The organism is Acinetobacter sp., from assembly GCF_041919735.1.
Taxonomy (GTDB): domain Bacteria; phylum Pseudomonadota; class Gammaproteobacteria; order Pseudomonadales; family Moraxellaceae; genus Acinetobacter.
This window is the reverse complement of sequence record NZ_JAYRTF010000016.1, coordinates 55762-80389: the sequence shown is the minus strand read 5'-3', so window position 1 is coordinate 80389 and position 24628 is coordinate 55762. Positions and strand designations below refer to the sequence as shown.

The window sequence follows — 24628 nt, the reverse complement described above, 5'->3', positions numbered from 1 at the left end:
TGGTGCACGTATCCGCTTGTCTGCGAAATTCTATTTAGTTGCAATTTTCTTCGTCGTTTTTGATCTCGAAGCGCTTTATCTTTATGCATGGTCTACATCTGTGCGTGAAGCGGGCTGGTTCGGTTTTACCACTGTTGTCATCTTTGTAGTCGATTTATTGATTGCATTGGTTTACGCAGTGAAAGTCGGCGCATTGGATTGGGCGCCAACAGACCGACGCAAAACTGCAGGTAAAGATGTGAAGATCGGTTCACCGGCAATGAATATTGCAGATATTACCCGTTTTAACTCAATTGAAGAATTGGTGGTTGACCCTACTGGTCAAATCCCAGCTCAATCATCTGGCCGTGTGAAAAAATCTGCGGCTGCATCATCTGACAAGGAGTAACCCGGGAATGAAATATACATTAACCCGTGCGAATCCGGATGCTGATCAATATCCGCTTCAAGAGCGTCAAATCGTTACAGATCCGCTTGAAGACGAAGTGAATAAAAATGTGTTCATGACCCGCTTAGAGGACTTGATGCACACAGCAGTAAACTGGGGCCGCAAAAACTCAGTTTGGCCGTTCAACTTTGGTACATCTTGCTGTTACGTTGAGTATGCAACGACTTTAACCGGCGTGCATGACTTGTCACGTTTCGGTGCCGAAGTTATCCGTGCTTCACCGCGTCAGGCCGATGTCATGATTATTGCAGGCACCTGCTTCATGAAAATGGCGCCGGTTATTCAGCGTTTGTACGAGCAGATGCTTGAGCCGAAATGGGTAATTTCCATGGGCGCATGTGCAAACTCAGGCGGCATGTACGACATTTATTCTGTTGTGCAAGGCGTGGACAAAATCATTCCTGTGGATGTTTACATTCCGGGCTGTCCGCCGCGTCCTGAAGCATTGATTCAAGCGCTGCTGTTATTGCAAGACCAAATTCAATTAGAGCGCCGCCCATTGTCCGCGGTTATCGGTGATGATCTTAAGCCAGTGTATAAGCCAAAGATGCAGCCGGAACGCGACCGCAAGCAAGCGCAGCGCATTGCAGTGAAAAATCTGCGCTCTATGGATGAAATTAAATAATTTAAACGGCAAATGTTTGATGCACCCGGTCTGGGTGTAATTGTCGTTTAGGTTGACTGAATTTGTATTAAATAGGAAGCCAAGCCAATGGCTGAAACTGACATTGCTATGCCGGAATCAACTCCCGTTGATTCACGCCCAGCATTTGCAATTGTAGAAGAGCTCAAAACCAAATTTGGTGAGAACTTCTACGTGCAAACGACTTTTGAAGACTTTCCGACAGTCTGGGTCGAGCGCGCACGTGTGCAAGAAGTTTTAATGTTCTTGCGTACGGTGTCACGTCCTTACGTGATGCTGTTCGACTTGTCTGCAGTAGATGAGCGCCTGCGTACTCACCGTGACGGCCTGCCTGCGTCAGACTTTACTGTGTTCTATCACTTGCTGTCGCTCGAGCGCAACAGTGATATCCGTATCAAAGTTGCATTAAGCGAGAATGATGCAAATATTCAGACTGCAACGAATATTTGGCCAAATGCCAACTGGTACGAACGTGAAGCGTATGACATGTTCGGCATCAATTTCGAAGGGCATCCAATGCTCCGCCGCATTTTGCTGCCGACGTACTGGGAAGGCCACCCGCTGCGCAAAGAATACTCAGCGCGCGCCACTGAATATACGCCGTATATGCAGAACCAGGCGAAACAGGACTACGAGCAAGAACATCTTCGTTTTGTGCCTGAAGATTGGGGCATGAAGCGCGGGAACGATGATGAAGATTTCATGTTCCTGAACTTAGGTCCGAACCATCCATCTGCGCACGGTGCTTTCCGTGTGATCCTGCAGCTGGACGGTGAAGAAGTGAAAGACTGCGTGCCTGACATCGGCTATCACCACCGCGGCGTGGAGAAAATGGCTGAACGTCAAACTTGGCATTCATTCATTCCGTATACCGACCGTGTCGACTACTTGGGCGGCTGTGCGCAAAACATGCCTTACGTTTTAGGCGTAGAGCAAATGGCGGGCATTACTGTTCCTGACCGCGCGCAATGCATCCGTGTGATGCTGTCTGAATTGTTCCGCATCAATAACCATTTATTGTATATCGGGACTGCAATTCAGGATGCCGGCGGTATGACGCCAGTCTTCTATATGTTCGCCGACCGTCAGAAAATCTATGATGCTGTTGAAGCGATCACCGGTTACCGCATGCATCCAGCATGGTTCCGTATCGGCGGTACTGCGCATGACTTGCCAAATGGCTGGGACAAGCTGATCCGTGAAATTCTGGATTGGATGCCGAGCCGCCTGAAAGAGTACTATACCGCAGCACTGAAAAACTCAGTGTTTGTTGGCCGTACCCGCAACGTTGCGCAATACGATGCGAAATCTGCATTGGCGTGGGGCGTAACAGGTACAGGCCTTCGCGCTACAGGTATCGACTTTGACGTGCGTAAATACCGTCCTTACAGCGGTTATGAAAACTACGACTTCGAAGTGCCTTTAGAGTATGAAGGCGATGCGTATGCGCGTGTTCTGGTTCACTTCCGTGAAATCGAACAATCGCTGAAAATCATCAAGCAATGTTTAGACAACATGCCGTCTGGCGCGTACAAAGCAGACCATCCGCTGGCTGTTCCACCGCCTAAAGATAAGACTTTGCAAGACATCGAAACCTTGATTACGCACTTCTTGAGCGTGTCATGGGGTCCTGTAATGCCGGCAGGCGAAGCTTCTGTTATGGCTGAAGTGGTAAAAGGTGCATCGAACTACTACTTGACTTCAGACAAGTCAACGATGAGTTACCGTACCCGTATCCGTACACCAACCTTCACGCACTTGCAGCAGATGCCTTCTGTGATTAACGGCAGCTTAATGTCTGACTTAATCATTTATTTAGCGACCATTGACGTCGTAATGGCTGACGTGGATCGCTAAGGGGTAAACGCATTATGATGATTTTGACTGACAAAAAACCGCGTGTGAATGTTGAAGGGATTTTAACTGCGGAAGAAATCCATGATATTCAACACCACATCGAGCATTATCCGTACCCGCGCGCAGCATGTTTGGATGCATTGAAATGCGTTCAGCGCCGCAACGGCTGGGTCGATGATGCGCAAATGAATGCGATTGCTCAATTGCTGAGCATGAGCCTTGCCGACCTTGAAGGTGTGGCAACATTCTACAACCGTATTTACCGTCAACCTGTGGGCCGTCACGTAATTTTATTGTGTGACTCAATTGCCTGCTTCCTGATGGGCGCAGAAACTTTAGCTGAAGCATTCCAGCGTGAACTCGGCATCCAGTTCGGTCAAACGACTGCAGATGGCCGTTTCACTTTGCTTCCGATCTGCTGCTTAGGGAACTGCGACAAAGGCCCAACGTTGATGATTGATGAAGACACTCACGGTCTGGTTGAAGTGACATCAATTAAACAGTTATTGGAGAAGTATGTATGAATACTGAACCAAAACCAATTTATGGCGACGGTAATCCAGAAACTCATCCGCTGACTTGGCGCTTGAGCAAGCAAGAGCACGTTCGCGCTGCAGATGACTACGAGACACTTGAAGGCTATGCAGGCTTTAAAAAAGCTTTAGGCATGCAGCCGAAAGAAGTGCTTGAAGTGATTAAAGCGGCGACGGTAAAAGGCCGCGGCGGTGCAGGTTTCCCAGCAGGGATTAAATGGTCTTTGATGGCGCCAAATGACGGCGGCCCTCGTTACCTGATCTGCAATGCCGATGAAATGGAACCAGGTACTTTCAAAGACCGTTTGCTGATGGAAAAACTTCCTCACCAATTGATCGAAGGTATGCTGATTGCAGGCTATACCCTTGAAGCGACTCAAGGCTATATCTTCATCCGCGGCGAATACATCGAAGCGGCGCAGTACTTGAACGAAGCATTAGAGCAAATCCGCGCGAAAGGCTACTTGGGTGAAAACATCCTGGGTACTGGCTGGAACTTTGAGCTGCACGTGCATACAGGCGCAGGCCGTTATATCTGCGGTGAAGAAACTGCATTGATCAACTCGCTGGAAGGCCGCCGCGCGAATCCGCGTACGAAACCGCCATTCCCGCAAGTTGCTGGTGCATGGGGCCGTCCTACGATTGTCAACAACGTTGAAACCTATAACAACTTGCCGGCAATCATGCTTCGCGGTCCAGAATGGTATATCGGCTTGTCAGCAGGCAAATCGAAAGATCCAGGCACCAAGATTTATGGCGCTTCAGGCAAGGTGAAATACCCAGGCCTTTGGGAATTGCCTTTCGGCACAACTGCACGTGAAGTGATTGAAGAGCATGCTGGCGGCATGCGTGATGGCCTGAAACTGAAAGCTTGGCTTCCAGGCGGCGCATCAACTGACTTCTTGGCAGCTGAGCATATTGATCTTCCAATGGATGCTGAAAGCATCATGAAAGCCGGTTCTCGTTTGGGTACTTGCTTGCTGATGGTTGTAGATGAAACTCAATGCATGGTTTCAGCTACACGTAATCTGGAAGAATTCTTTGCGCGTGAGTCATGCGGCTGGTGTACACCTTGCCGTGACGGTTTGCCTTGGGCGGTCAAAGCGCTGAAAGCGCTGGAAGACGGTACCGGCAAGAAAGAAGACATCGACCACTTACAAGAGTTAACTCGTAAGCTTTGGATTGGTAAAACTTTCTGTGCCCACGCTCCAGGTGCGATGGAACCGTTAATGGGCGCACTCAAACATTTCCGTGGCGAATTTGAAGCAAAAGTAGTGAATGCTGCTGCTCAAGTTGGCAACGCAGAACAAGCTTAAGGAATTCGACTATGGCTACAATTCATGTCGATGGAAAATCGTATGAAGTCAACGGCTCGGAAAACTTGCTGCAAGCATGTTTGAGTCTTGGCATTGACATCCCATACTTTTGTTGGCATCCATCCTTAGGTTCTGTCGGTTCTTGCCGTCAGTGCGCCGTTACTCAGTACGCGAATCCAGAGGATACCCGCGGCCGTTTAGTAATGTCGTGCATGACGCCTGCATCTGACAATACCTACATCTCGATTGAAGACAATGAAGCGAAAAATTTCCGCGCTTCTGTTGTTGAATTCCTGATGACCAACCACCCGCACGACTGTCCAGTCTGTGAAGAGGGCGGCCACTGTCATTTGCAAGATATGACTGTGATGACGCAGCATGACCGCCGCCGTTACCGCTTCACGAAACGTACGCACTACAACCAAGAGCTCGGTTCATTCATTTCTCACGAAATGAACCGCTGTATCGCTTGTTACCGCTGTGTGCGTTACTACAAAGACTATGCCGGCGGTACAGACTTCGGTGTGTATGCAAACGCTTCACGCGTTTACTTCGGCCGTCCAGAATCAGGTACTTTAGAATCTGAATTCTCTGGCAACTTGACTGAAGTTTGCCCAACAGGTGTATTCACCGATAAAACTCACTCAGAACGCTACAACCGTAAATGGGACATGCAGTATGCGCCAAGCGTATGCCAAGGCTGTTCTTCAGGCTGCAACATTTCTCCGGGTGAGCGTTATGGTGAGCTTCGCCGTGTAGAAAACCGTTTCAACGGTGATGTGAACCAATACTTCCTTTGCGACAAAGGCCGTTTCGGCACAGGTTATGTGAACCGTGCAGACCGTCCTCGTCAGCCGCAATTCCGCAATGGCGCAACCGTAGAAACTGTTTCTGTAGATACTGCTTTAGATACAGTGATTGCAAAAATCCAAGGCAAAAAAGTTTTGGGTATCGGTTCGCCGCGCGCTTCACTTGAATCGAACTATGCGCTTCGCGAGCTTGTCGGTCAGGACAACTATTCAACCGGTATGTCTCAAAAAGAGCAGAACTTGGTTGAATTGGCTGCTTCAATCATGCAAACCGAGGGTGTATACAACCCGACAATGCGTGAAATTGAAAGCTATGATGCGGTTCTGATCTTAGGTGAAGACTTAACGCAAACTGCGCCTCGCATGGCTCTGTCTGTTCGCCAAGCTGCGAAAAACAAAGCTAAAGAAATGGCTGCAGAGCGCCGCACGCAAGATTGGCTGGCTGAACCTGTACAGCGTATCGGTCAAGATGCAAAATCTCCGATTTACATCTTAGCGGCTACGCAAACCCGTTTAGCTGACGTTGCTGAGGGTGAGGTTGTTGCCTCTCCTAACGACATCGCGCGTTTGGGCTTTGCAATCGCTGCGGGCGTCAAAGGCGAAGCGATTACTGGTTTGGCGGATGATGCGAAAGTATTTGCGCAAACTATTGCGGATACTTTGAAAGCTGCCAAAAAACCATTGATTGTTTCTGGTACCAGCTTGCAAGATGCTGCCATCATGGAAGCGGCTGCACAAGTTGCGCAGAACCTCGGTTCAAATGCAGGCTTGACATTGACTGTTCCTGAAGTGAACTCAATGGGCTTGGCGATTCTAGGCGGTCAAAGCTTAGAACAAGCTTTTGCGCAAGACTTTGACACCGTTGTTGTGGTGGAAAATGACTTGTACCGACGTTTGCCGGCCGTTCAAGTGGATGCCGCGCTTTCAGGCAAAGATGTGATTGTTCTTGATCACTCTGAAACTGAAACCGTGAAAAAAGCCGATATCGTGCTTTCTGCCGCTTCATTTGCTGAAGGCGACGGTACTGTGGTATCGCAAGAAGGCCGTGCACAGCGTTTCTACCAAGTGTATGACCCAAGCTACTACAAACCGGAACTGGCGATCAAAGAGTCTTGGCGCTGGCTGCATGCCATTGAAACTGGCGTGCAAGACAAAGCGATTTCTTGGACTTTGCTTGATGATGTGATTGAGTCAGTTGCGAAAAACGTACCTGCGCTTGAGGCGATTCAAGACGTTGCTCCAGACGCAGGCTTCCGTGTACACGGTCTGAAAGTAGCACGTGAACCGCGCCGTTACTCTGGCCGTACAGCAATGCGCGCGCCGCTGTCTGTTCATGAACCAAAACAGCCGGTGGATACTGATACTGCATTAACATTCTCTATGGAAGGTTATGTCGGCAGCGAAACACCGTCTCCGCTGGTGCCATTTGCATGGTCTGCGGGCTGGAACTCACCGCAAGCTTGGAACAAATTCCAAGATCAAGTGGGCGGCCATTTGAAAGGCGGCGATTCAGGCATCCGTTTATTCGACCGTTTGCCGAAACGTCCAGTACGCACATACGTTGCGCCTGCACCGGTTGCTGTGAATCCAGAAAGCTTCCGCCTTGTGCCGATGCATCATATCTTCGCTTCCGGCGAATTTACGGTGAAAACACCGGCAATGGAATCGCGTATTCCTGAAGCGATGTTTGCCGTGGGCGAGCAGGATGCTGCGCGCTTGAATGTGCAGGATGGTCAAAAAATTACAGTGCAAGCTGGTGAGACTTCAATCGTGCTTCCAGTTCAAGTCATTGATTATTTACCTACAGGTTATATCGGTTACCCAATTGGCCTTGCGCCAACGGTATCTCTTGCAGAGCCTGTTTCAGTCGCGGTAGGAGTGTAATTCATGAGTCAAGAATTAATCCGTCAGACACCGCTGTGGGCTGAGAACTGGCCAATCGCCTATTCTGTGCTGCAGGCGATTGTGATTTTGCTGGCCGTGGTTTTAATTGCCGCGCTGATGTCGTTCATTGAACGCCGCTTGCTGGCATTATGGCAAGACCGTTACGGTCCGAACCGTGTCGGTCCGGGCGGTATGTTCCAGATCGTTGCCGACATGCTGAAAATCATGTTCAAAGAAGACTGGACACCGAAATTTGCTGACAAGCTGACTTTCCGTCTAGCGCCGGCAGTTGCGATGGCAACTGCGGTGCTGTCATTCATGGTTATTCCGGTATCGCCTTATTTAGGCGTATCGGACATGAGCATCGGCTTGCTGTTCTTTATGGCAATGGCAGGCATCGCAGTGTATGCGGTACTGTTCGGCGGCTGGTCATCAAATAACAAATATGCGTTATTAGGCGGCCTGCGTTCTGCAGCTCAAACCATTTCTTATGAAGTGTTCTTGGGCATCTCGCTGATGGGCGTTGTGGCAATTGCCGGCTCATTCAACATGCGTGAAATTGTAGAAGCGCAGCGCGATGTTTGGTTTGTCGTTCCTCAATTCTTAGGTTTCTTGGTTTTCGTGGTTGCAGGCGTAGCGGTCACTCACCGTCACCCATTTGACCAGCCGGAAGCGGAACAGGAATTGGCTGAAGGCTACCATGTAGAATACGGCGGCATGAAATGGGGGATGTTCTTCGTTGCGGAATACGTCAACGTGGTGCTGATCTCTGCCTTGATCGTTACTTTATTCTTCGGTGGCTGGCTAGCGCCATTCAACCTCGAAATTCCGTATGTTCCAGCAGCATTCTGGTTCATTATCAAAACAGCATTCTTTGTAATGATGTTTGTCTTAGCGCGCGGCTCTTTGATGCGTCCTCGCTATGACCAAGTAATGAATTTTGGCTGGAAAATTTGCTTGCCATTGGCGTTGGTCAACTTACTTGTGACTGGTGCCGTGATTCTGATGAATCAGGCCTAAGACAGCAGGGAGAACAAAATGTTTAAGTTTCTAGCTGGATTTGGGTCAATTGTACGTTCACTGTGGATGGTTTTCTCACACGTGACGCGTAAACGTGACACCATTTTATATCCGGAAGTGCCAGCAGAAGAAATCGTGCCGCCGCGTTTCCGCGGCCGTATCGTGTTGACGCGCGACCCAGATGGCGAAGAACGCTGTGTAGCATGCAACCTTTGTGCGGTTGCCTGTCCAGTGGGCTGTATTTCACTGCAAAAAGCAGAGCACGAAGATGGACGCTGGTATCCGGAGTTTTTCCGTATCAACTTCTCTCGCTGCATTTTCTGCGGTATGTGTGAAGAAGCGTGTCCAACAACGGCTATTCAGCTGACGCCTGATTTCGAACTGTGTGAATACGTTCGTCAAGACCTTGTGTATGAGAAAGAACACTTGCTTATCTCAGGTCCGGGTAAATATCCTGATTACAACTTCTACCGCGTAACCGGTATGGCAGTTGCAGGTAAAGACAAAGGTCAAGCACAACGCGAAAGTGCGCCTGTTGATGTACGGAGTCTATTACCATGATGTGGCCGTTTTATTTGATGGCGCTTGTGGCCATCGTCTCTACGATTCGTGTTGTGACCAACACCAATCCCGTACACGCTTTATTGAGCCTGATTGTTTCCTTGCTTGCTGTTGCCGGCATGTTCATGATCGTGGGCGCGCCGTTTGCCGGCGCGCTGGAGATCATTGTCTATGCAGGCGCGATCATGGTGCTTTTTGTATTCGTCGTGATGATGCTGAACTTGGGTCAGCAAACGATGGAACAGGAAAGCAAGTGGCTGACTTCATCTGCGTGGGCTTATCCTGCGCTGATGAGCTTCCTGATGGGCCTTGTGCTGGTTTGGATGCTTGGCTCTGACTACACCAAAGCATCTTTGGTGATGGGCGCTGAAGTCATTGGCCCGAAAGCTGTGGGTACGACACTCTTTACTCAGTACTTATTATTGGTCGAAGTTGCTGCGATGTTATTGCTGGGCGCGGTTGTCGCTGCATTCCATCTTGGCAAACGTGAACCAAGTGCAGAAGAGGAAAAAGAATAATGGGCAACATTCCTTTAGAACATGGTTTGATCGTTGCAACCATTCTTTTTGCACTGGGTTTTTACGGTGTAATGGTTCGACGCAACTTACTCTTTATTTTGATGAGCCTTGAAATCATGATGAACGCTGCTGCTTTAGCGTTCGTTTTGGCAGGCAGCGCATGGGCGCAGCCGGATGGCCAAATCATGTTCATCTTGATCTTAACGCTTGCTGCGGCAGAGGCTTGTATCGGTCTTGCCATCGTCCTTCAGTTCTATCATCGCTTCCATCATTTGGATGTGGATGCTGCTAGTGAGATGCGCGGATGAGCTATTTATATTTAACAGTATTATTTCCGCTCATTGGTTTTATCCTTTTAGCGGCGGGACGCAACAATCTTCCTGAAAAAGTTGCAGCGATTATTGGGGCAGGCTCAGTTGGCCTATCTGCATTGTTCGCTTTGATTGCCGGTCTGGACTTCGTCAATAACGGTTCAGTGGCAACCACACAGCATTTGTGGACATGGTTCAGCGCGGGCAACTTGGCGCCAGGCTTTACGCTTCATCTTGACGGCTTGTCATTGCTCATGATGGGCATGGTTACAGGTGTGGGTTTCTTGATCCACATCTTCGCGACATGGTACATGCGCGGTGAAGAAGACTTTGCGCGCTTCTTCTCTTACTTCAACCTGTTCGTAGCAAGCATGCTGCTGCTGGTTCTGGGCGATAACCTAGCGTTATTGTTCCTGGGCTGGGAAGGCGTAGGCTTATGCTCTTACTTGCTGATCGGCTATTACTACCAAAACCCGGCAAACGGTTTTGCAGCGATTAAAGCCTTTACGGTAACCCGTATCGGTGACGTATTTCTGCTGATCGCTTTGTTCCTGATCTATCAGCAATTCGGTACCTTGAACATTGCGGAAGTGGTTGCTGCTGCGCCAGCCGTTTTGGCTCAAAGCTCTTCAATTGCAATCTGGACTGCTTTAATGCTGTTCTTGGGCGCGGCAGGTAAATCTGCGCAAATCCCATTGCAAACATGGCTGGCCGATGCGATGGCGGGTCCTACACCTGTATCTGCATTGATCCACGCAGCAACCATGGTAACCGCGGGTGTTTACCTGTGCTGCCGTATGTTTGCTGTATTAGAGCAAGCGCCTGAAGTGATGATGTTCATCTCAATCACAGGTGCGGTAACGCTGCTGGTTGCTGGTTTTGCAGCCTTGGTGCAAACAGACATCAAACGTATTCTGGCTTACTCAACCATGAGTCAGCTCGGCTACATGTTTATGGCTGTGGGTGCTGAAGCGTATCAAGCTGGCTTGTTCCACATGCTGACTCACGCATTCTTCAAGGCATTATTATTCTTGTCTTCTGGTGCGGTGATCTTGGCTTACCATCACGAACAAAACATTTTCAAAATGGGCGGCCTGTTCCACAAGAACAAATTCCTGTTTGCATGTTTCGCGATTGGCGGCGGCGCATTGGCTGCAATTCCATTCATCACCATCGGCTTCTTCTCGAAAGATGCGATTTTGGGTGCGGTTTGGGTGAAAGGCCAAGCGGTTGCTATTTATGACTGCTTATACTGGACTGGTGTTGCAGGCGCATTCTTAACTTCAATTTATACATTCCGTCTAATCTGGGTTGTATTCTTTGGCAAAGAAAATACGCCTTACCATGAAATTAAAGGCATCACATACTGGGGTCCATTGGCGATTCTTGCAGTATTGTCTACTGGCTTAGCTTATGTATTGAAAGCGCCAGTAACCAATATCCTGAACGCAGCCAAAATTCCGGCATTCAATGTTCCAGAAGCTTTGGAACACGGCATGCACAGCGCTGAATACACAGCTGTAGGCATTGCGCTTGCAGGCCTGGTGATTGGCGTGATTCTGTTTGCTTTTGCTTATGGTGCTGTCAAAGCTTTTGCGAAAACATCATTGGGCGCTGGCTTTGTGAATATCTGCCGCAATGCACTGGGTTTCGATGCGCTGTATGACATCGTATTTGTGAAACCTTATCTGCTGATTGCGAAAATTTTAGGCCGCGATCCGATTGACGGCTTATGGCTGGTTCTGCCTGCACTGGTTAAGGGCGGCAACAGCTTCACAAGTTCACGTCAAACAGGCTCATTGCGTGAATACGCATCAAGCATGGCATTCGGTACTGTTGTCCTGTTGATGATCTTGGTCGTGATTCAGGTTGTGGGGAAATAAAATGGAAACTAATAATTTAATTTTACCCGCTCTGATCCTTATTCCTTTCATTGCCGGTTTCGCATGCTGGCTGGTCGATAAACTCGACCAGCACTTGCCGCGCTATATCGCTTTGATCGGTATGCTGGTGACGCTGGTTTTAACCATCGTTCTTTGGCAAACGGGTACTTATAACTACGAACTTGGCGGCACTGTTCCTACATGGGCGGCTCAGTTCAACTTGCCTTGGATTCAAACCCTCGGCATCAACATCCACTTGGCTGTGGATGGCTTATCGCTTCTTATGGTGGGCTTGACTGCGCTCCTTGGTGTGCTGGCAGTAGGCTGCTCATGGGGTGAGATTCAGAAGAATGTCGGTTTCTTCCACCTGAACCTGCTATGGTCTTTGGGCGGCGTGATCGGCGTATTCCTTGCTATCGATATGTTCCTGTTCTTCTTCTTCTGGGAGATGATGCTGGTTCCGATTTACTTCCTGATTGCGCTTTGGGGTCACCGCGGCGCGGAAGGCAAGTCTCGTGTCTATGCAGCAACGAAGTTCTTCATCTATACGCAAGTTGCTGGCCTGATCATGCTGATCGGCATTCTGGGCCTTGTGGCTGTCGGTTATTCATTAACTGGTCAAATCAGCTTCAACTATAACTACTTGATGGGCATTGCTCATTCTGTAGAAGCGCAGGCGCCTGCTTTAGCTTATGCCTTCATGATCTGCATGTTCATCGGCTTTGCGGTTAAACTTCCAGTTTTCCCATTGCACGGCTGGCTGCCAGACGCGCATGCGCAAGCGCCAACAGCGGGTTCTGTCGATTTGGCAGGTATCTTGATTAAAACAGCGGCTTACGGTTTATTGCGTTTCGTGATTCCGTTCTTCCCGGCTGCTTCTGCTCAGTTCGCTGACATTGCCATCATCTTCGGTTTAATCGGTATTTTCTACGGCGCCTGGTGTGCTTTCCAGCAAACCGATATGAAACGCCTGCTGGCATATACCTCGATTTCACATATGGGCTTTGTTTTGCTTGCGATCTATGCAGGCAACATTTTGACTTTCCAAGGCTTAATGATCATGATGCTGGCTCACGGCATTTCATCTGCTGCATTGTTCATCATGTGCGGTCAAGTCTACGAACGCCTGCATACGCGTGATCTTCGCCTGATGGGCGGCATCCGCGGCCAATTCAAATATCTTGCATTCTTCCTGATGTTCTTTGTTTCTGCGCTTGTGGGTATCCCAGGCTTAGGTAACTTCATCGGTGAGTTCCTGATTTTGATGGGCTCTTATGAAAAATTCCCAGTGTTTACAATTCTTGCTGCCATCAGCCTTGTATTCGCAGGTCTTTACGGCTTAATCCTGATCCACAAAGCGCTGTTCGGTACGCCGAATGAAGCACAGCAGGCGCATTACACAAATCCGTTAAAAGATTTGAATGTGCGTGAAGTGGTGATTCTTTCAATTTGCGCGCTGAGCCTGGTTTGGCTGGGTCTGTACCCGCAAACGTTCCTTGACGTTTCTAACTCAAGCATGGCGTGGTTAGCGAATAGCTACATTCCTGTTCAAGAAGCAGTTGATACAGTGCAGCAAGCTGTCGTTTCAGCTGAAAATGTGGAGATCCAATAAGTCATGAACTTCACAATGTCATTTGCAGAGCTGATGCCTATCGCGCCAGTCATGATCGTCGCTTTAACAGCGGTGGTGGTGATGCTGCTGGTAGCCATCAAGCGTAACCATAATTTAGCTGCAACAGTATCCGTTGTCGGTCTGAACCTTGCTGCGCTTTACATTTTATTCGTCGTGTTCGCAGGCAATTTTGCGCCTGCAAACGTAATGAATCTATTCATCGTAGATCCGTTTACGATGCTGTATCAGTTTGTGATCATTGTTGCGGCGCTTGCGTGCTGCACATTGTCGCATGCCTACATTGAAACGTATAAAGACAACCGCGAAGAGCTTTACATCCTGATGCTTGCGTCCGTTACCGGCGCATTGCTGATGGTGGCAAGCACGCATTACGCATCGTTCTTCATCAGCCTTGAGTTAATGTCAATTCCAGTTTACGGCTTATTGGCATATACGCATCAGCGTTCTCAATCGCTTGAAGCGGGTGTGAAATACCTTGTTCTTTCAGCGACTGCGTCTGCAATGCTGCTGATGGGTATGGCTTACATCTATGCGTACACCGGCACACTGAACTTTGTTGCTGAACCAGGCAAACTGTTCACAACTTTCAGTCAGCCAGCGGTGGTATTGGGCTTAGCGCTGATCGTCTTTGCAGTAGCATTCAAGCTGTCACTTGCGCCATTCCATAAATGGACACCTGACGTGTATGCAGGCGCGCCAGCGCCAATCGCGACTTTCCTTGCAACTGTTGCAAAAGTGGCAATGATTGGCCTGTTTGTACGCTATGTCCTGTCTTCTGGCTTAATCCTGTCAGACAGCTTTGTCATCATCTTAACAGTGATTGCAGTGCTTTCTATTCTTGCAGGTAACTTGCTGGCGGTTCGCCAAGTGAACTTGAAGCGTATTCTTGCGTATTCATCTATTGCTCACTTCGGCTATCTGCTGGTGGCTGTTGTCAGCGCACGCAATACTGACTTCCTTCAAGTGCAAGGCTTTGCAACTTTTGAATCTGTAAACGTATATGTGATTACTTATGTGTTAACCACCATCGGCGCGTTCGGTGTTGTAACCTTAATGTCCAGCCCATACAACAATACAGATGAAGCAGGAAGCTTGGCAGAGTACCGCGGTTTATTCTGGCGCCGTCCAGTATTGACTGCGACATTGACGGTCATGATGCTGTCTTTGGCGGGCATTCCATTAACAGCGGGCTTTATCGGTAAATTCTTAGTGATTAAAACTGCGGTTGCGGGCCAGTCTTGGTTCTTGGCAGCAATGATCATCATTGGTTCCGGTATCGGCTTGTACTACTACCTGCGCGTTATTATCGTGATGTATATGACGCCGCCTGAGAACCCGCGTATCGACGCTGTTGACCATTGGGGTCAAAAAGTCGGCGGTATCATGGTGCTCGGCGCTGCAGCGCTTGTATTGCTGTTCGGTGTTTATCCAGATCCGATTATTGCAGCTTCAAGAGTCGCATTCTTTGCGATTTCACCTGAATTGCAGCAGTTCATTCTGGCTTTAGTACAAAGCGGTTTTAACTGATTAATGTGAATTAATTCAGTTATTGCAAAAAAGCCCTCGACTTAGAGGGCTTTTTTATTTTTATCAGACGGCAAAATTTACTATAATAGACAGAATTTGATCTTAACCTTTTAGGTGTTCTCCCGTGGCTATCCATGAAATCCGTCATCCGCTTATCCGCCATAAACTTGGTTTATTGCGCCGTGCGGACATCAGCACTAAAAATTTCCGTGAACTTGCACAAGAAGTCACCATGCTTCTGACCTATGAAGCAACTAAAGATTTGCCTGTCTGCGATCATGAAATTGACGGCTGGGCGGGCAAAGTAACCGTAGACCGCATCGCCGGCAAAAAGATTACCGTTGTGCCGATTTTACGCGCGGGCATCGGCATGCTGGAAGGCTTCCTGAATCTGATTCCAAGCGCAAAAGTTTCCGTTTTGGGCTTAGAGCGCGATGAAGAAACTTTAGAAGCGCGCACTTACTACAAAAAATTAGTGCCGGACGTGCAAAACCGCATTGCCATGATTATCGACCCAATGCTGGCTACAGGCTCTTCATTGGTTGCTGCAATTGATGTATTGAAAGCCAGCGGCTGTAAAGATATCCGCGTAATGGTTTTGGTTGCGGCGCCTGAAGGCATTAAGCGCGTAGAAACAGCGCATCCGGATGTCACCATTTTTACTGCATCGGTCGATCAGGGCATCAATGCAAGCGGCTATATCGTTCCAGGCCTGGGCGATGCCGGCGACAAAATTTTCGGTTCAGTGCAAAAAGATTGATTTTTAGACTAAGAAAAAAAGAGGCTTCCACAGCCTCTTTTTTATATAATGAACCAAAGGCATTTTTAAAATAGGGCAGCAGCATGAAAGACGAAGTGCATCTGGGCAAAGTGAAGCAGTATGATCCTGAAAAAGGCTATGGATTTATTGGCTCTGCAGAAGGCGATATTTTTTTCCATATTTCAGATTTTCCAGCTGCAGACGGCGAACCTAAACGCCACGAGCGGGTGAGATTTACAGCGGTTCAAAATGGCGATAAATATAAAGCTGTAAAAATTGAACGGGTAGAAGATCAATCGAAAAAAGCTAAAAAGTCGCGGGTAGCGGAGCACAATCAATCGATTACTTCATCACTGCTGAATAATTTCAGACGCTGATTTTTGCTATAAAGACAATTAAAAAGAGGCACTTAAGCCTCTTTTTTTATTATAATAAAAAAATATTATAAAAAATTCAGAGATTGGGATGTATTTAGAGGGGACAGTCAAAAGCTATAACGCGGAGCGCGGTTTTGGCTTTATTGCAGCCAAGGGGCAGGCGCAGGAAATTTTCTTTCATATTAAAGATTTTCCAAATAAAGACCGGCCGCCGAAAATCGGCGAACAGCTGCAGTTTATGATTGTTGAGGATCAGGGGCGGTTTAAAGCAGACTGTATTGAGCGCTTAGACAATAATGCTGCGGCAAGCAAAAAAAGGCCGCAGGCCAAAGCATCGCCGCAATATGGCCAATCTCAGATATCTTGGTTAACCAAGCTTTTGATTGTTGCTGCTTTGCTGGGGATTGCCGTTGCAGGCTTTAAAGGCTATGAATGGTATCGGCAGTACCAAGACGCGCAGCAGATGAAAACCCAGCAGCTGATTGAGCAGCAGCAAAAAATTGTCGAAGGGCAGCGCGCGCAGTTAGGCCATTTGCCTGAACGTGTGCTGAGTGAGCAGGGCGAGCGCAATTTGGATGCGCAGGTGCATCAGACCAATCAGCCGCGTGCAGAAAAAATTGAAGCCAGCATTGAAATGCAAAAGCAGCAGCAGGCCTTCGCCAGCGGCAGCAATTTTAAATGTGACGGGCGGATTCATTGTTCACAAATGAATTCACGGGAAGAAGCGCGCTGGTTTGTGCGCAATTGTCCGGGCACAAAAATGGATGGCAATCATGACGGTGAGCCCTGTGAAAATGATTCACGCTGGTGATGGCTTTTCAGGAATCCTGGATAAAAAAGCGCCTTGCGGCGCTTTCATGTAAAGATGGTTTACTTATCGTCACAGAATTTCATAAAGGCCTTTAAGCCTGGGCCTTGGTATTTTTGACGGTGCACCAGCATAAACAGCGGGCGGGTCAGCTGCCAGAAAGGCGTATCCAAAATCACCAATTGGCCTTTGTCGCGCAGCGGCTCAATGGCCAGCTTGGAAATGCAGGACATGCCTAGGCCGCCGGCAACAATTTTCAGAATGGCTTCATTGTGGCCCAGCGTTAAGCGGATTTTGGCATTCGGCAAATCCTGCAAAATGGCATTATCAAACACTTCACGCGTGCCTGAACCTTCTTCGCGCAGAATCCATTCGACATTGCTGTTAAAGTCTTCTACGGTCAGCGGGCGGTTGAGCTGCGCCAGCGGATGATTGGGCGCGCAGCATACCGCCAGCTCATCATCACGCCAGTGAATGCACTGCAGCTGCGGCAAATGGCATGAACCTTCAATCAAAGCCAAATCCAATTGGAATTGATTGACCGCTTCAATCATTTGGCGGGTATTGCCGACTTGCAGCTGCAAATGCGCTTGCGGCTGAATCTGCAGGAAATCCGCCATCAGGTCCGGCATCAGATAGTCACTGATGGTCAGGGTGGCGCCTAAACGCAGGTCAATGCTTTGCAGTTCACCTTTGGCCGCCTGTTCAAAAGCGTCACAGCGGCCTAAAATTTCTAAAGCCTGCGGAAGCAGAAAACGGCCTAAGTCATTGAGCTGCAGGCGTTTGCCTAAACGGTCAAACAGCGGCGCGCCTAAACCATCTTCTAAATCTGCTAAAGCCATACTCGCGGCGCTTTGCGTGAGTTTTACCGCATCACTGGCTTTGGTTACCGTACCTTCTTGAGCGACTGCTACAAAAACAGCCAACTGGCGTAAAGTCATGCGCATGAATAGAGCCTTAACATTTAAAAAATATTAATAAATTAGGCGGCCATGCTAACATGAGCACAGTCTTTCATGCCACGTTGAAATCATGTCAATTGAGAAATTTAGCTTAGAAAAGGTCTTATCTGTACATCGTTGGACCAATACTTTATTCAGCTTTACCATGACGCGGCCGGCTCATTTTAAATTCACGGCGGGCCAATTTGCCCGCATTGGCTTAAAGGTCGGAGACGATTTGGTGGTGCGCGCTTATTCAGTGGTGTCTTCGCCTTTTGATGAAACTTTAGAGTTTTTCTCCATTGTGGTGCCGGATGGCGCGTTCACCTCGAATCTGCAGCATCTGCAAGTGGGGGATGAGCTGTACTTGGAAAAAATCCCTTACGGCTTTTTAACCTTGGCGCGCTATCAGCTGCCGCTGCCGCAAGATTTATGGCTGCTGGGCACAGGCACTGGCCTGGCGCCGTTTCTGTCGATGCTGCAGGATTTTGAAACCTGGCAAAAATATCAAAAAATCAATTTGGTCTACAGCGTGCGCACCGAAGCGGAATTGGCTTATGTTGACCGGATCAATGAGATTGCCGCTGTATTTGGCGAAGGGCATTCCGGCTTTCAATTTATTCCGATTGTGACCCGCGACCCGAATGCGCCGCTGCATGAGCGTCTGCCGGTATTGATTGCCAATGGCGATTTGGAAAAAGCGGCCGGCATGGCGCTGAACCCAGAAAGCAGCCATGTGATGCTGTGCGGCAACCCGCAAATGGTCGATGACACCAAGGATGCGCTGAAAGCCCGGGGGCTGACCATGAACCGGCGTGGCGAAGGCAATATTGCCGTCGAAAATTATTGGTAAATCCTGTGCTGTGTTGAGTTGAACACTCAGCCAATATTCGGCGCATGTTCAGTTCTGGATGAATTCAACCCCAAAGCCAGAATACTGCATTCTGGCTTTGGCTCATTTGAAAGGCTAAAAAGCAGAGTTTTGAAAAAGAGCCATTAATCAAGCCAAAGCTCAAGCTTCAATGGGATGCCCGCACTGTTGGGGTTGATTTCCTGCAATCCGCCTATGTTCAGGCAAGGTCTTTTTTAGATCATTCTATTTTTTAAATCATTTGATTGGCAGAGGGCCTTATTCGAAAAGACGGAATTGATAAAAGATCGGGCTTTCCGGCTTAGCCTGTGGATAGCGTTTGATTGTCCGCCGGTCAAGCCTGCTCCTTGAGCTTATTCAGGATGCACGCTGATTTCAATGTACTGGTCTTTGTGCAGCAGAATATAGCCGGCATCCGACTTAAAGTGAACAATCACGCCCTGATCATTGGCTAAGCGGATGCCGCTGCCGGAAAGGGTTTAATAAAGCGCATAGCGCTGGCCGCTGGGGCTGATTAGCAGCGCATGCTGAAAATTATCTTTTGTGTGCAGTGCATATGCTGCGCCGTGCGCATCGATCAATTGCAGCTGATGCACAGCAGGCTGCTGGTTTAAGCGTTTGGGCTGAGGGTGAAATTGAGGCAAAACTGCACAGCCGGTGAAAAGTGCAACTGCAGCAATACACAGCACGGAAAAAATATTCATGATCTGCTTTGCCCGTCAGTTTAGGTGAAGCTTTAACCTTATCCTAATTGAGCGGCGTTGGCAGAATTTTTATCTGCTGCGGTACAGTGCTATTCAGCCTAGCCATAAAAATAGATTCAAAATAAAAATCCCCCAGAACGGAGGATGGTTTGAAGCTGAGGATTTGTTAATGCACAAACATATCCATATATTCGCGGATTTCCTGAATCGCGCTGTCTACATCTGTAGAGAGCCATGTCGGCTCAAAGAAACCGGCATAATGATCCAGGCGTTCCTGCGGCACGACCAAACGCACCGGACAGTCTTCTTCCAGCAGGCGCCAAGGGATAATCGGCACTTCATTATCCAGAAAAGCCGTCACATTGCGGATATCAATAATCATGGCATTGACGCAGTCCGGAAAAGGCATCACAGAAAATTCTTCTGTCCGGCGGCGGAAAAACTCCAGATCGCCCCATTTCAGGACATAGCTGGGTTTATTAAATTCAATAATGCCAATCAGATGCTGATCACGTGTGTAGTGCAAAGCACATTGATGAGTGACGTCAGTATCAAGATCAAGCGTTACACTTTGCTGACGATACGCCATATAGAAACAATGCATGAAAAATAAGGTGCATGATTATAGCTCATTTATTGAGGCAAAGGCAGTCTTTCCATGGCGGGGCATCCGCCGGGAGGCAGTGCCGGAGCATGCCGCAATCTGCATTGCATTTTTTAAGGCGCACTGCACAGGGCGATTGGCTGGATTTAGGCCATAAATGCTGATCTAAGGCATAGATGCTTTGGTTTTATGGTGCGGGATAAGCGGCTGCTGTATGGTGTTTATTGGCTTGATTTAAAAGTGTTTTTGAATAATCAGGCAATTTTGAAATAAAGCAAATTTACAACTTCTCACTATCTTGCAAAGCTTCTTCACATACAGAAGCATAAGGGATTGCTAGTATAAAAAAACAACACATGGATAATAAGTTGAGGGGAAAAATTATGACACATGATTTTAATAAACCGCCCCATACCGAAAGCGCAGAAGAAACGACTCAGAAAAAACGCATACCTGTGTATATTTTAGCGCTCATCGGAATTTTCTTTATTGCGCTGATTATTTATATGTCAGCAGGTATTAAGCCTAGTGCCAGTGATGCGCCGCCAAATCATCCAAATCCGCAAGCGCAGCCCGCTGCGCCAAATAATACCGCTGCCGGTGCCGCAGGAAATGAGGCGGGAACAAAGGACAGCAAGGCCGCTGGCTATTAGCCGCTTTACGGTGCTCACTGCATTGAATGAACAGCCCTAACTGAAAAGCTAGGGCTTTTGGTTTGCAATGGATTGTGCCCTTTTGTTGTAGTTCTGCAGTTCAATATTGATTAAAAAAAGACCAAAACTTAATGTGGATGAGTAAGCTCGAAGGGTTTTGCTGTGCATTTTGCTGTCAATGAAGAGCACGGTATTACAGAAATACTTGCGTAAAAAAATAGATGAAGCAATAACAATGAGGGCGTAAAAATGAATGATTATCATGGAGGCGCTGGACGCTTTGATGCCATGTATTATTGGGATCAATTTCATCCGATCCTCAGCGCCGTGGCCATCCTTTTTATTGGCTGGATCGTTGCGCTGCTGATTGCCGGTGGTATTAAAAAGCTGCTGGAAAAGCTCGGCACCAATCAAAAGCTGTCCAGCGCGACTGGGCACCGTTCCAATATTGAAAGCATTGTTTCCCGTATCGTGTTTTGGATCATCTTCATTGTTGCCGTGATCGGCGCATTGAATGTGCTGAACCTAACCAGCGTGAGCGGGCCGTTCAGCAATATGATTCAGCTGTTCCTCTTATTTATTCCGCAGCTGCTGGCTGCCGCGGCGGTCGCGTTTATAGGCTGGATTATTGCCAGTCTGGTCAAAGCCGGTTCACAAAAGCTGCTGAATAAAACTCAGCTGGATGAAAAGCTCAGCTCAGAAGTCGGTGTCAGCCCAATCAGTGAAAATATCAGTGACATTGCCTACTGGCTGATTTTGCTACTGTTCCTGCCGATCGTGCTGGCAATTTTAGGCTTGAACGGCTTGCTTTATCCCGTGCAGAACATGGTCAATGAAGTAGTATTGTACTTGCCGAATATCTTTATCGCCGGCGTGATTATTTTTGTCGGCTATATTCTGGCAAAAATTGTCCGCGGCATCATTGAAGGGCTGGTGCGCAGCTTGAATCTGCAGTCGCAGGCGGAAAAAATCGGCCTGTTTAAAAATGGCAACTTGGCGCATTTGCTGGGTTCATTTGTCTTTGCAGTCATCATCATTACGGCGCTGATTGTGGCTTTTGAAGCGCTGGGCATTGATGCGATTTCTCAGCCGGCAACCGCGATGCTGCATGAAATCATGTTCGCCATTCCCAATATTATTGCTGCAGGGCTGATTTTAATTTTGGCCTACGTGGTTTCGCGTTTTGTGGCGAAATTGGCAGCAGAGGTTGTGGCTGGCACAGGCGTAGACTGTGTGCCGGAAAAACTGGATGTACAGCGCTTTTTAGGCGTGACCAAACTGTCGGATGTTGTCGGCTATTTGATTGTGTTCTTTACCATGCTGTTTGCGGTCTCTGAAGCCGCCAGCCGCTTGGGCTTTGAGCAAATCAGCGGCTTAATCGCCATGTTTATTCAGTTCGGCGCAAATATTTTACTGGGCGCAGTGATTTTGGTGATCGGCTTCTGGCTGGCCAATATTGTGGCTAATATTGTGCAGCGGGGTGAATACAACAGTTCGCGCTGGCTGGGTAATCTCGTCCGTGTGCTGATTATGGGCTTAGTGGTGGCCATGGGGCTGCGCGCGATGGGAATTGCCGATTCAATCGTCAATTTGGCCTTTGGCTTGACGCTGGGCGCTGTGGCTGTGGCTTTTGCTTTGGCCTTTGGCCTGGGCGGACGCCAGCCGGCAGAGCGGGTGCTGACGGATTTGATTGATAAAGCCAAAAAAGAAGGCTGCCAGCCGAATCCGGTGAAAGATCAGGCGCGGGCGAAATGCTTTGGCGCAGCACCATCATCTTCGGCTGCCGCAGATGCGGAGGCCAGCCATTTGGATGCAGGCTACAGTGTGCATCATCAAGAGGCGCCGGGTGTGGTGGAAAAAGAAACTGCTACGCCTGATCAGCTGGATGTCGATCCGGCGCAGCAGCCGGCCAATAATCCATTCGGCTCTACAGGAGAAAAAGAAGCAGGTGTCGATACGCATACGCCGCCAAAAAATGACCCGGAATAACCTGTTCAATGTGAAAACAATCGGCCACAGTAGTACGGCCGATTGTTTATTTTTAAGAGGTGTAAACATGTCAAAGAAAGCGCCGAATAAAGTGCTTGCCCCAGTCGTTATCGCAGGAATCACCATCGGCTTTTTAGCCAGCGCCTATAAATATATTTTCGCTGCCAAAAAGCGTGCCGAAGCCGAGAAAAATAAGCAGCCGCGGCAAAATGGCGCGCCAGATCAGAAAAAAAGTGTTTGAGATTTAAACTTTATTTGGTATTTTCTGAGATATATAAAACTGATTTAATTTCATAAAAATATAAATGAAATAGAGGGATTTAGTTTTAATCGTACGGAAATATAACTGGTCTATCATCAGTTCCAGCAACGTCAGGGAATGGCATATGAGGGGAATCACCATGCTGAATAAAATTATTGCAACATTAAACAATCAATCATCTGTGCGTATAACGCATCAAACACAGGCGCTGGCAAAAATGGAACAAGCCATGAACCGTTTAGCGACGTCTAAAGGCGTGTCATTATTCAAGACAGATTATTTGGAATAACACGGATTGCTGCAAGCATGCTCCGTTTAGACAATCGGTGCTGAAATGATCAGCGTGCCGTGATTTGGACTGAATTGAGCCTGCAGAAAAAGGCGGTTGATGATGAAATCAACCGCCTTTTTTTAATTCAGCCTGACTCTGCTTGGATCGCGATTTTAAGTGTTCTTCTGTTGCCGCAATTCCAAATAGGTTTAGACATATTCCGATGCGGCATGCGCAGACGCCCATGCCCATTGGAAATTGAATCCGCCCAAATGGCCGGTCACATCTAAAATTTCTCCGACAAAGAACAGGCCTTTCTGCTTTTTGCTTTCCATGGTTTTAGAAGACACTTCGGCCGTGTCTACACCGCCTAGCGTCACTTCGGCTGTGCGGTAGCCTTCTGTGCCTGAGGGCTTGACTTCAAATGCCGACAGGCGCTGCGCAATATTTTCCAGCTTTTCATCACTGATGTTGCCGATGGCGGTATCGGCCTGTTCAGCCCAAATCAGGTTTTGCAGTTCAGTGACCACGCTTTTAGGCAGATGTTCAGTCAGCAGGGTGCGCAGCAGGACTTTCGGCTGGCTTTGCTTTTTAGATTTTAAAAATTCGTTTAAATCGACACTGGGCAGGAAGTCGATTTTAAAGCTTTGGCCGACATCCCAATAGTTGGACAGCTGCAGTGAACTTGGCCCGCTCAGGCCGCGGTGGGTAAACAGCAGCGCTTCGGTAAAGCTATTTAATTCATTGGATAAAGTCGCTTCGACGGCATTGCCGCTGAGGCGGGTGGTAACTTCTTTAAAACCGTCAGAAAAAGTGAAAGGCACCAGTCCTGCACGGGTCGGATAAATATGGTGGCCAAACTGTTTGGCAATGTCATAGCCGATGGCTGAACCGCCTAAAGTTGGAATGGACAGGCCACCCGAAGCAATCACCACAGATTCCGCTTCAAAATAGCCGATATTGCTCGCCACTTGAAAACCTTGACCGTCCAGCGCATTGATTGCTTTCACTTCGCAGCTGGTTTTAATCTCCACCAATCCAGTTTTATCGCATTCGGCCAAGAGCATCGACAGAATTTCTTTGGCGCCGTTGAGGGTAAACAGCTGCCCATGCTTGCGCTCTTCATAGTCAATGCCGTATTCGCAGACCATGCCAATAAAATCCCAATTGGTATAGCGCGACAGGGCTGAAATCACAAAATGCGGGTTGTGCGAAATATAGTTTTCAGGCTCGACATACAGATTGGTAAAATTGCATTTTCCGCCGCCGGACATCAGAATTTTTTTGCCGACTTTATTGGCTTTTTCCACCACCAGCACTTTGCGCCCGCGCTGCGCCGCTTTGTAGGCCAGCATTAAGCCCGATGCGCCAGCGCCGATTACCACGACATCGTACAGATTTTTGGACATGAGCAAGCCTGCGGGAGAATGAAAAGACCGCGGATT

25 protein-coding genes are annotated in these 24628 nt (G+C 48.3%); 21 read left to right on the top strand and 4 right to left on the bottom strand.

The genetic code is table 11. The annotated features are described in order from the left end of the window. The 16 genes from ndhC to ACE3T3_RS10685 form a co-directional block, all read left to right on the top strand. Positions 1–388: NADH-quinone oxidoreductase subunit A (gene ndhC / locus ACE3T3_RS10760; RefSeq protein WP_374666751.1), on the top strand; the 388-nt coding region annotated here is incomplete at its 5' end. A 7-nt stretch (positions 389–395) separates the two neighbouring features. Continuing rightward, positions 396–1073 (top strand): NADH-quinone oxidoreductase subunit B family protein, encoded by a 678-nt coding sequence (locus ACE3T3_RS10755; protein WP_374666750.1) that lies wholly within the window; start codon positions 396–398, stop codon positions 1071–1073. Between the two features lie 87 nt (positions 1074–1160). Continuing rightward, the gene (gene nuoC / locus ACE3T3_RS10750; protein WP_374666748.1) at positions 1161–2948 is read left to right on the top strand and encodes an NADH-quinone oxidoreductase subunit C/D; all 1788 of its coding nucleotides are present in this window, start codon (positions 1161–1163) and stop codon (positions 2946–2948) included. A 14-nt stretch (positions 2949–2962) separates the two neighbouring features. Next, positions 2963–3472 (top strand): NADH-quinone oxidoreductase subunit NuoE, encoded by a 510-nt coding sequence (nuoE, locus tag ACE3T3_RS10745; RefSeq protein WP_374666746.1) that lies wholly within the window; start codon positions 2963–2965, stop codon positions 3470–3472. Then, a complete protein-coding gene (gene nuoF, locus ACE3T3_RS10740) occupies positions 3469–4797 on the top strand; it encodes an NADH-quinone oxidoreductase subunit NuoF (RefSeq protein ID WP_374666744.1) in 1329 nt (442 codons plus the stop codon). The genes nuoE and nuoF overlap by 4 nt, the downstream gene beginning before the upstream one ends. An 11-nt stretch (positions 4798–4808) precedes the next feature. Next, positions 4809–7490 (top strand): NADH-quinone oxidoreductase subunit NuoG, encoded by a 2682-nt coding sequence (gene nuoG, locus ACE3T3_RS10735; RefSeq protein WP_374666742.1) that lies wholly within the window; start codon positions 4809–4811, stop codon positions 7488–7490. A gap of 3 nt (positions 7491–7493) precedes the next feature. After that, positions 7494–8510 carry an NADH-quinone oxidoreductase subunit NuoH gene (nuoH, locus tag ACE3T3_RS10730; RefSeq protein ID WP_374666740.1) on the top strand — a complete coding sequence of 339 codons (1017 nt, stop codon included), beginning with the start codon at positions 7494–7496 and terminating at the stop codon, positions 8508–8510. An 18-nt stretch (positions 8511–8528) separates the two neighbouring features. Further along, on the top strand, positions 8529–9071 hold the full coding sequence (gene nuoI / locus ACE3T3_RS10725; protein WP_374666738.1) for an NADH-quinone oxidoreductase subunit NuoI: 543 nt from the start codon (positions 8529–8531) through the stop codon (positions 9069–9071). Continuing rightward, a complete protein-coding gene (gene nuoJ / locus ACE3T3_RS10720; protein WP_374666758.1) occupies positions 9071–9589 on the top strand; it encodes an NADH-quinone oxidoreductase subunit J in 519 nt (172 codons plus the stop codon). The genes nuoI and nuoJ overlap by 1 nt, the downstream gene beginning before the upstream one ends. Beyond that, entirely contained in the window at positions 9589–9897 is a 309-nt protein-coding gene (gene nuoK, locus ACE3T3_RS10715; RefSeq protein WP_005007970.1) for an NADH-quinone oxidoreductase subunit NuoK, read from the top strand. The genes nuoJ and nuoK overlap by 1 nt, the downstream gene beginning before the upstream one ends. Beyond that, entirely contained in the window at positions 9894–11783 is a 1890-nt protein-coding gene (nuoL, locus tag ACE3T3_RS10710; protein ID WP_374666736.1) for an NADH-quinone oxidoreductase subunit L, read from the top strand. The genes nuoK and nuoL overlap by 4 nt, the downstream gene beginning before the upstream one ends. A gap of 1 nt (position 11784) precedes the next feature. After that, the gene (nuoM, locus tag ACE3T3_RS10705) at positions 11785–13395 is read left to right on the top strand and encodes an NADH-quinone oxidoreductase subunit M (RefSeq protein ID WP_374666734.1); all 1611 of its coding nucleotides are present in this window, start codon (positions 11785–11787) and stop codon (positions 13393–13395) included. A gap of 3 nt (positions 13396–13398) precedes the next feature. Beyond that, complete coding sequence (nuoN, locus tag ACE3T3_RS10700; protein WP_374666732.1) at positions 13399–14943, top strand: NADH-quinone oxidoreductase subunit NuoN; 1545 nt, start codon at positions 13399–13401, stop codon at positions 14941–14943. A gap of 124 nt (positions 14944–15067) precedes the next feature. After that, complete coding sequence (upp, locus tag ACE3T3_RS10695) at positions 15068–15703, top strand: uracil phosphoribosyltransferase (protein ID WP_374666730.1); 636 nt, start codon at positions 15068–15070, stop codon at positions 15701–15703. 83 nt (positions 15704–15786) lie between these two features. After that, positions 15787–16080 (top strand): cold-shock protein, encoded by a 294-nt coding sequence (locus ACE3T3_RS10690; protein WP_374666728.1) that lies wholly within the window; start codon positions 15787–15789, stop codon positions 16078–16080. Positions 16081–16168: 88 nt separating this feature from the next. Next, positions 16169–16891, top strand: coding sequence for a cold shock domain-containing protein (locus tag ACE3T3_RS10685; protein WP_374666726.1), 723 nt, complete (start codon positions 16169–16171; stop codon positions 16889–16891). Between the two features lie 59 nt (positions 16892–16950). On the opposite strand, the gene gigC is transcribed toward ACE3T3_RS10685, so the two are convergent. Then, positions 16951–17835, bottom strand: coding sequence for a LysR family transcriptional regulator GigC (gene gigC / locus ACE3T3_RS10680; RefSeq protein ID WP_374666724.1), 885 nt, complete (start codon positions 17833–17835; stop codon positions 16951–16953). Positions 17836–17920: 85 nt separating this feature from the next. On the opposite strand from gigC, the gene ACE3T3_RS10675 reads away from it, so the two are divergent. Further along, positions 17921–18682 carry a ferredoxin--NADP reductase gene (locus tag ACE3T3_RS10675; RefSeq protein ID WP_374666722.1) on the top strand — a complete coding sequence of 254 codons (762 nt, stop codon included), beginning with the start codon at positions 17921–17923 and terminating at the stop codon, positions 18680–18682. Positions 18683–19179: 497 nt separating this feature from the next. On the opposite strand, the gene ACE3T3_RS10670 is transcribed toward ACE3T3_RS10675, so the two are convergent. Both ACE3T3_RS10670 and ACE3T3_RS10665 read right to left on the bottom strand, forming a co-directional pair. Further along, complete coding sequence (locus ACE3T3_RS10670) at positions 19180–19404, bottom strand: hypothetical protein (protein ID WP_374666720.1); 225 nt, start codon at positions 19402–19404, stop codon at positions 19180–19182. A gap of 166 nt (positions 19405–19570) precedes the next feature. After that, a complete protein-coding gene (locus tag ACE3T3_RS10665; RefSeq protein WP_374666718.1) occupies positions 19571–19993 on the bottom strand; it encodes a hypothetical protein in 423 nt (140 codons plus the stop codon). A gap of 398 nt (positions 19994–20391) precedes the next feature. On the opposite strand from ACE3T3_RS10665, the gene ACE3T3_RS10660 reads away from it, so the two are divergent. The 4 genes from ACE3T3_RS10660 to ACE3T3_RS10645 all read left to right on the top strand — a co-directional run bounded on the left by ACE3T3_RS10660 (position 20392) and on the right by ACE3T3_RS10645 (position 23201). Continuing rightward, complete coding sequence (locus ACE3T3_RS10660) at positions 20392–20661, top strand: hypothetical protein (protein WP_374666716.1); 270 nt, start codon at positions 20392–20394, stop codon at positions 20659–20661. Positions 20662–20910: 249 nt separating this feature from the next. Continuing rightward, positions 20911–22650: a mechanosensitive ion channel gene (locus ACE3T3_RS10655; protein ID WP_374666714.1), complete on the top strand. Its 1740-nt coding sequence runs from the start codon at positions 20911–20913 to the stop codon at positions 22648–22650. Between the two features lie 67 nt (positions 22651–22717). Further along, positions 22718–22891, top strand: a complete 174-nt coding sequence (locus ACE3T3_RS10650) for a hypothetical protein (protein WP_374666712.1) — start codon at positions 22718–22720, stop codon at positions 22889–22891. A gap of 160 nt (positions 22892–23051) precedes the next feature. Further along, entirely contained in the window at positions 23052–23201 is a 150-nt protein-coding gene (locus ACE3T3_RS10645) for a hypothetical protein (RefSeq protein WP_374666710.1), read from the top strand. 191 nt (positions 23202–23392) lie between these two features. Here ACE3T3_RS10645 and ACE3T3_RS10640 read toward each other — a convergent pair whose 3' ends face one another. Next, positions 23393–24592, bottom strand: a complete 1200-nt coding sequence (locus ACE3T3_RS10640; protein ID WP_374666708.1) for an NAD(P)/FAD-dependent oxidoreductase — start codon at positions 24590–24592, stop codon at positions 23393–23395. Positions 24593–24628 lie beyond the last annotated feature (36 nt).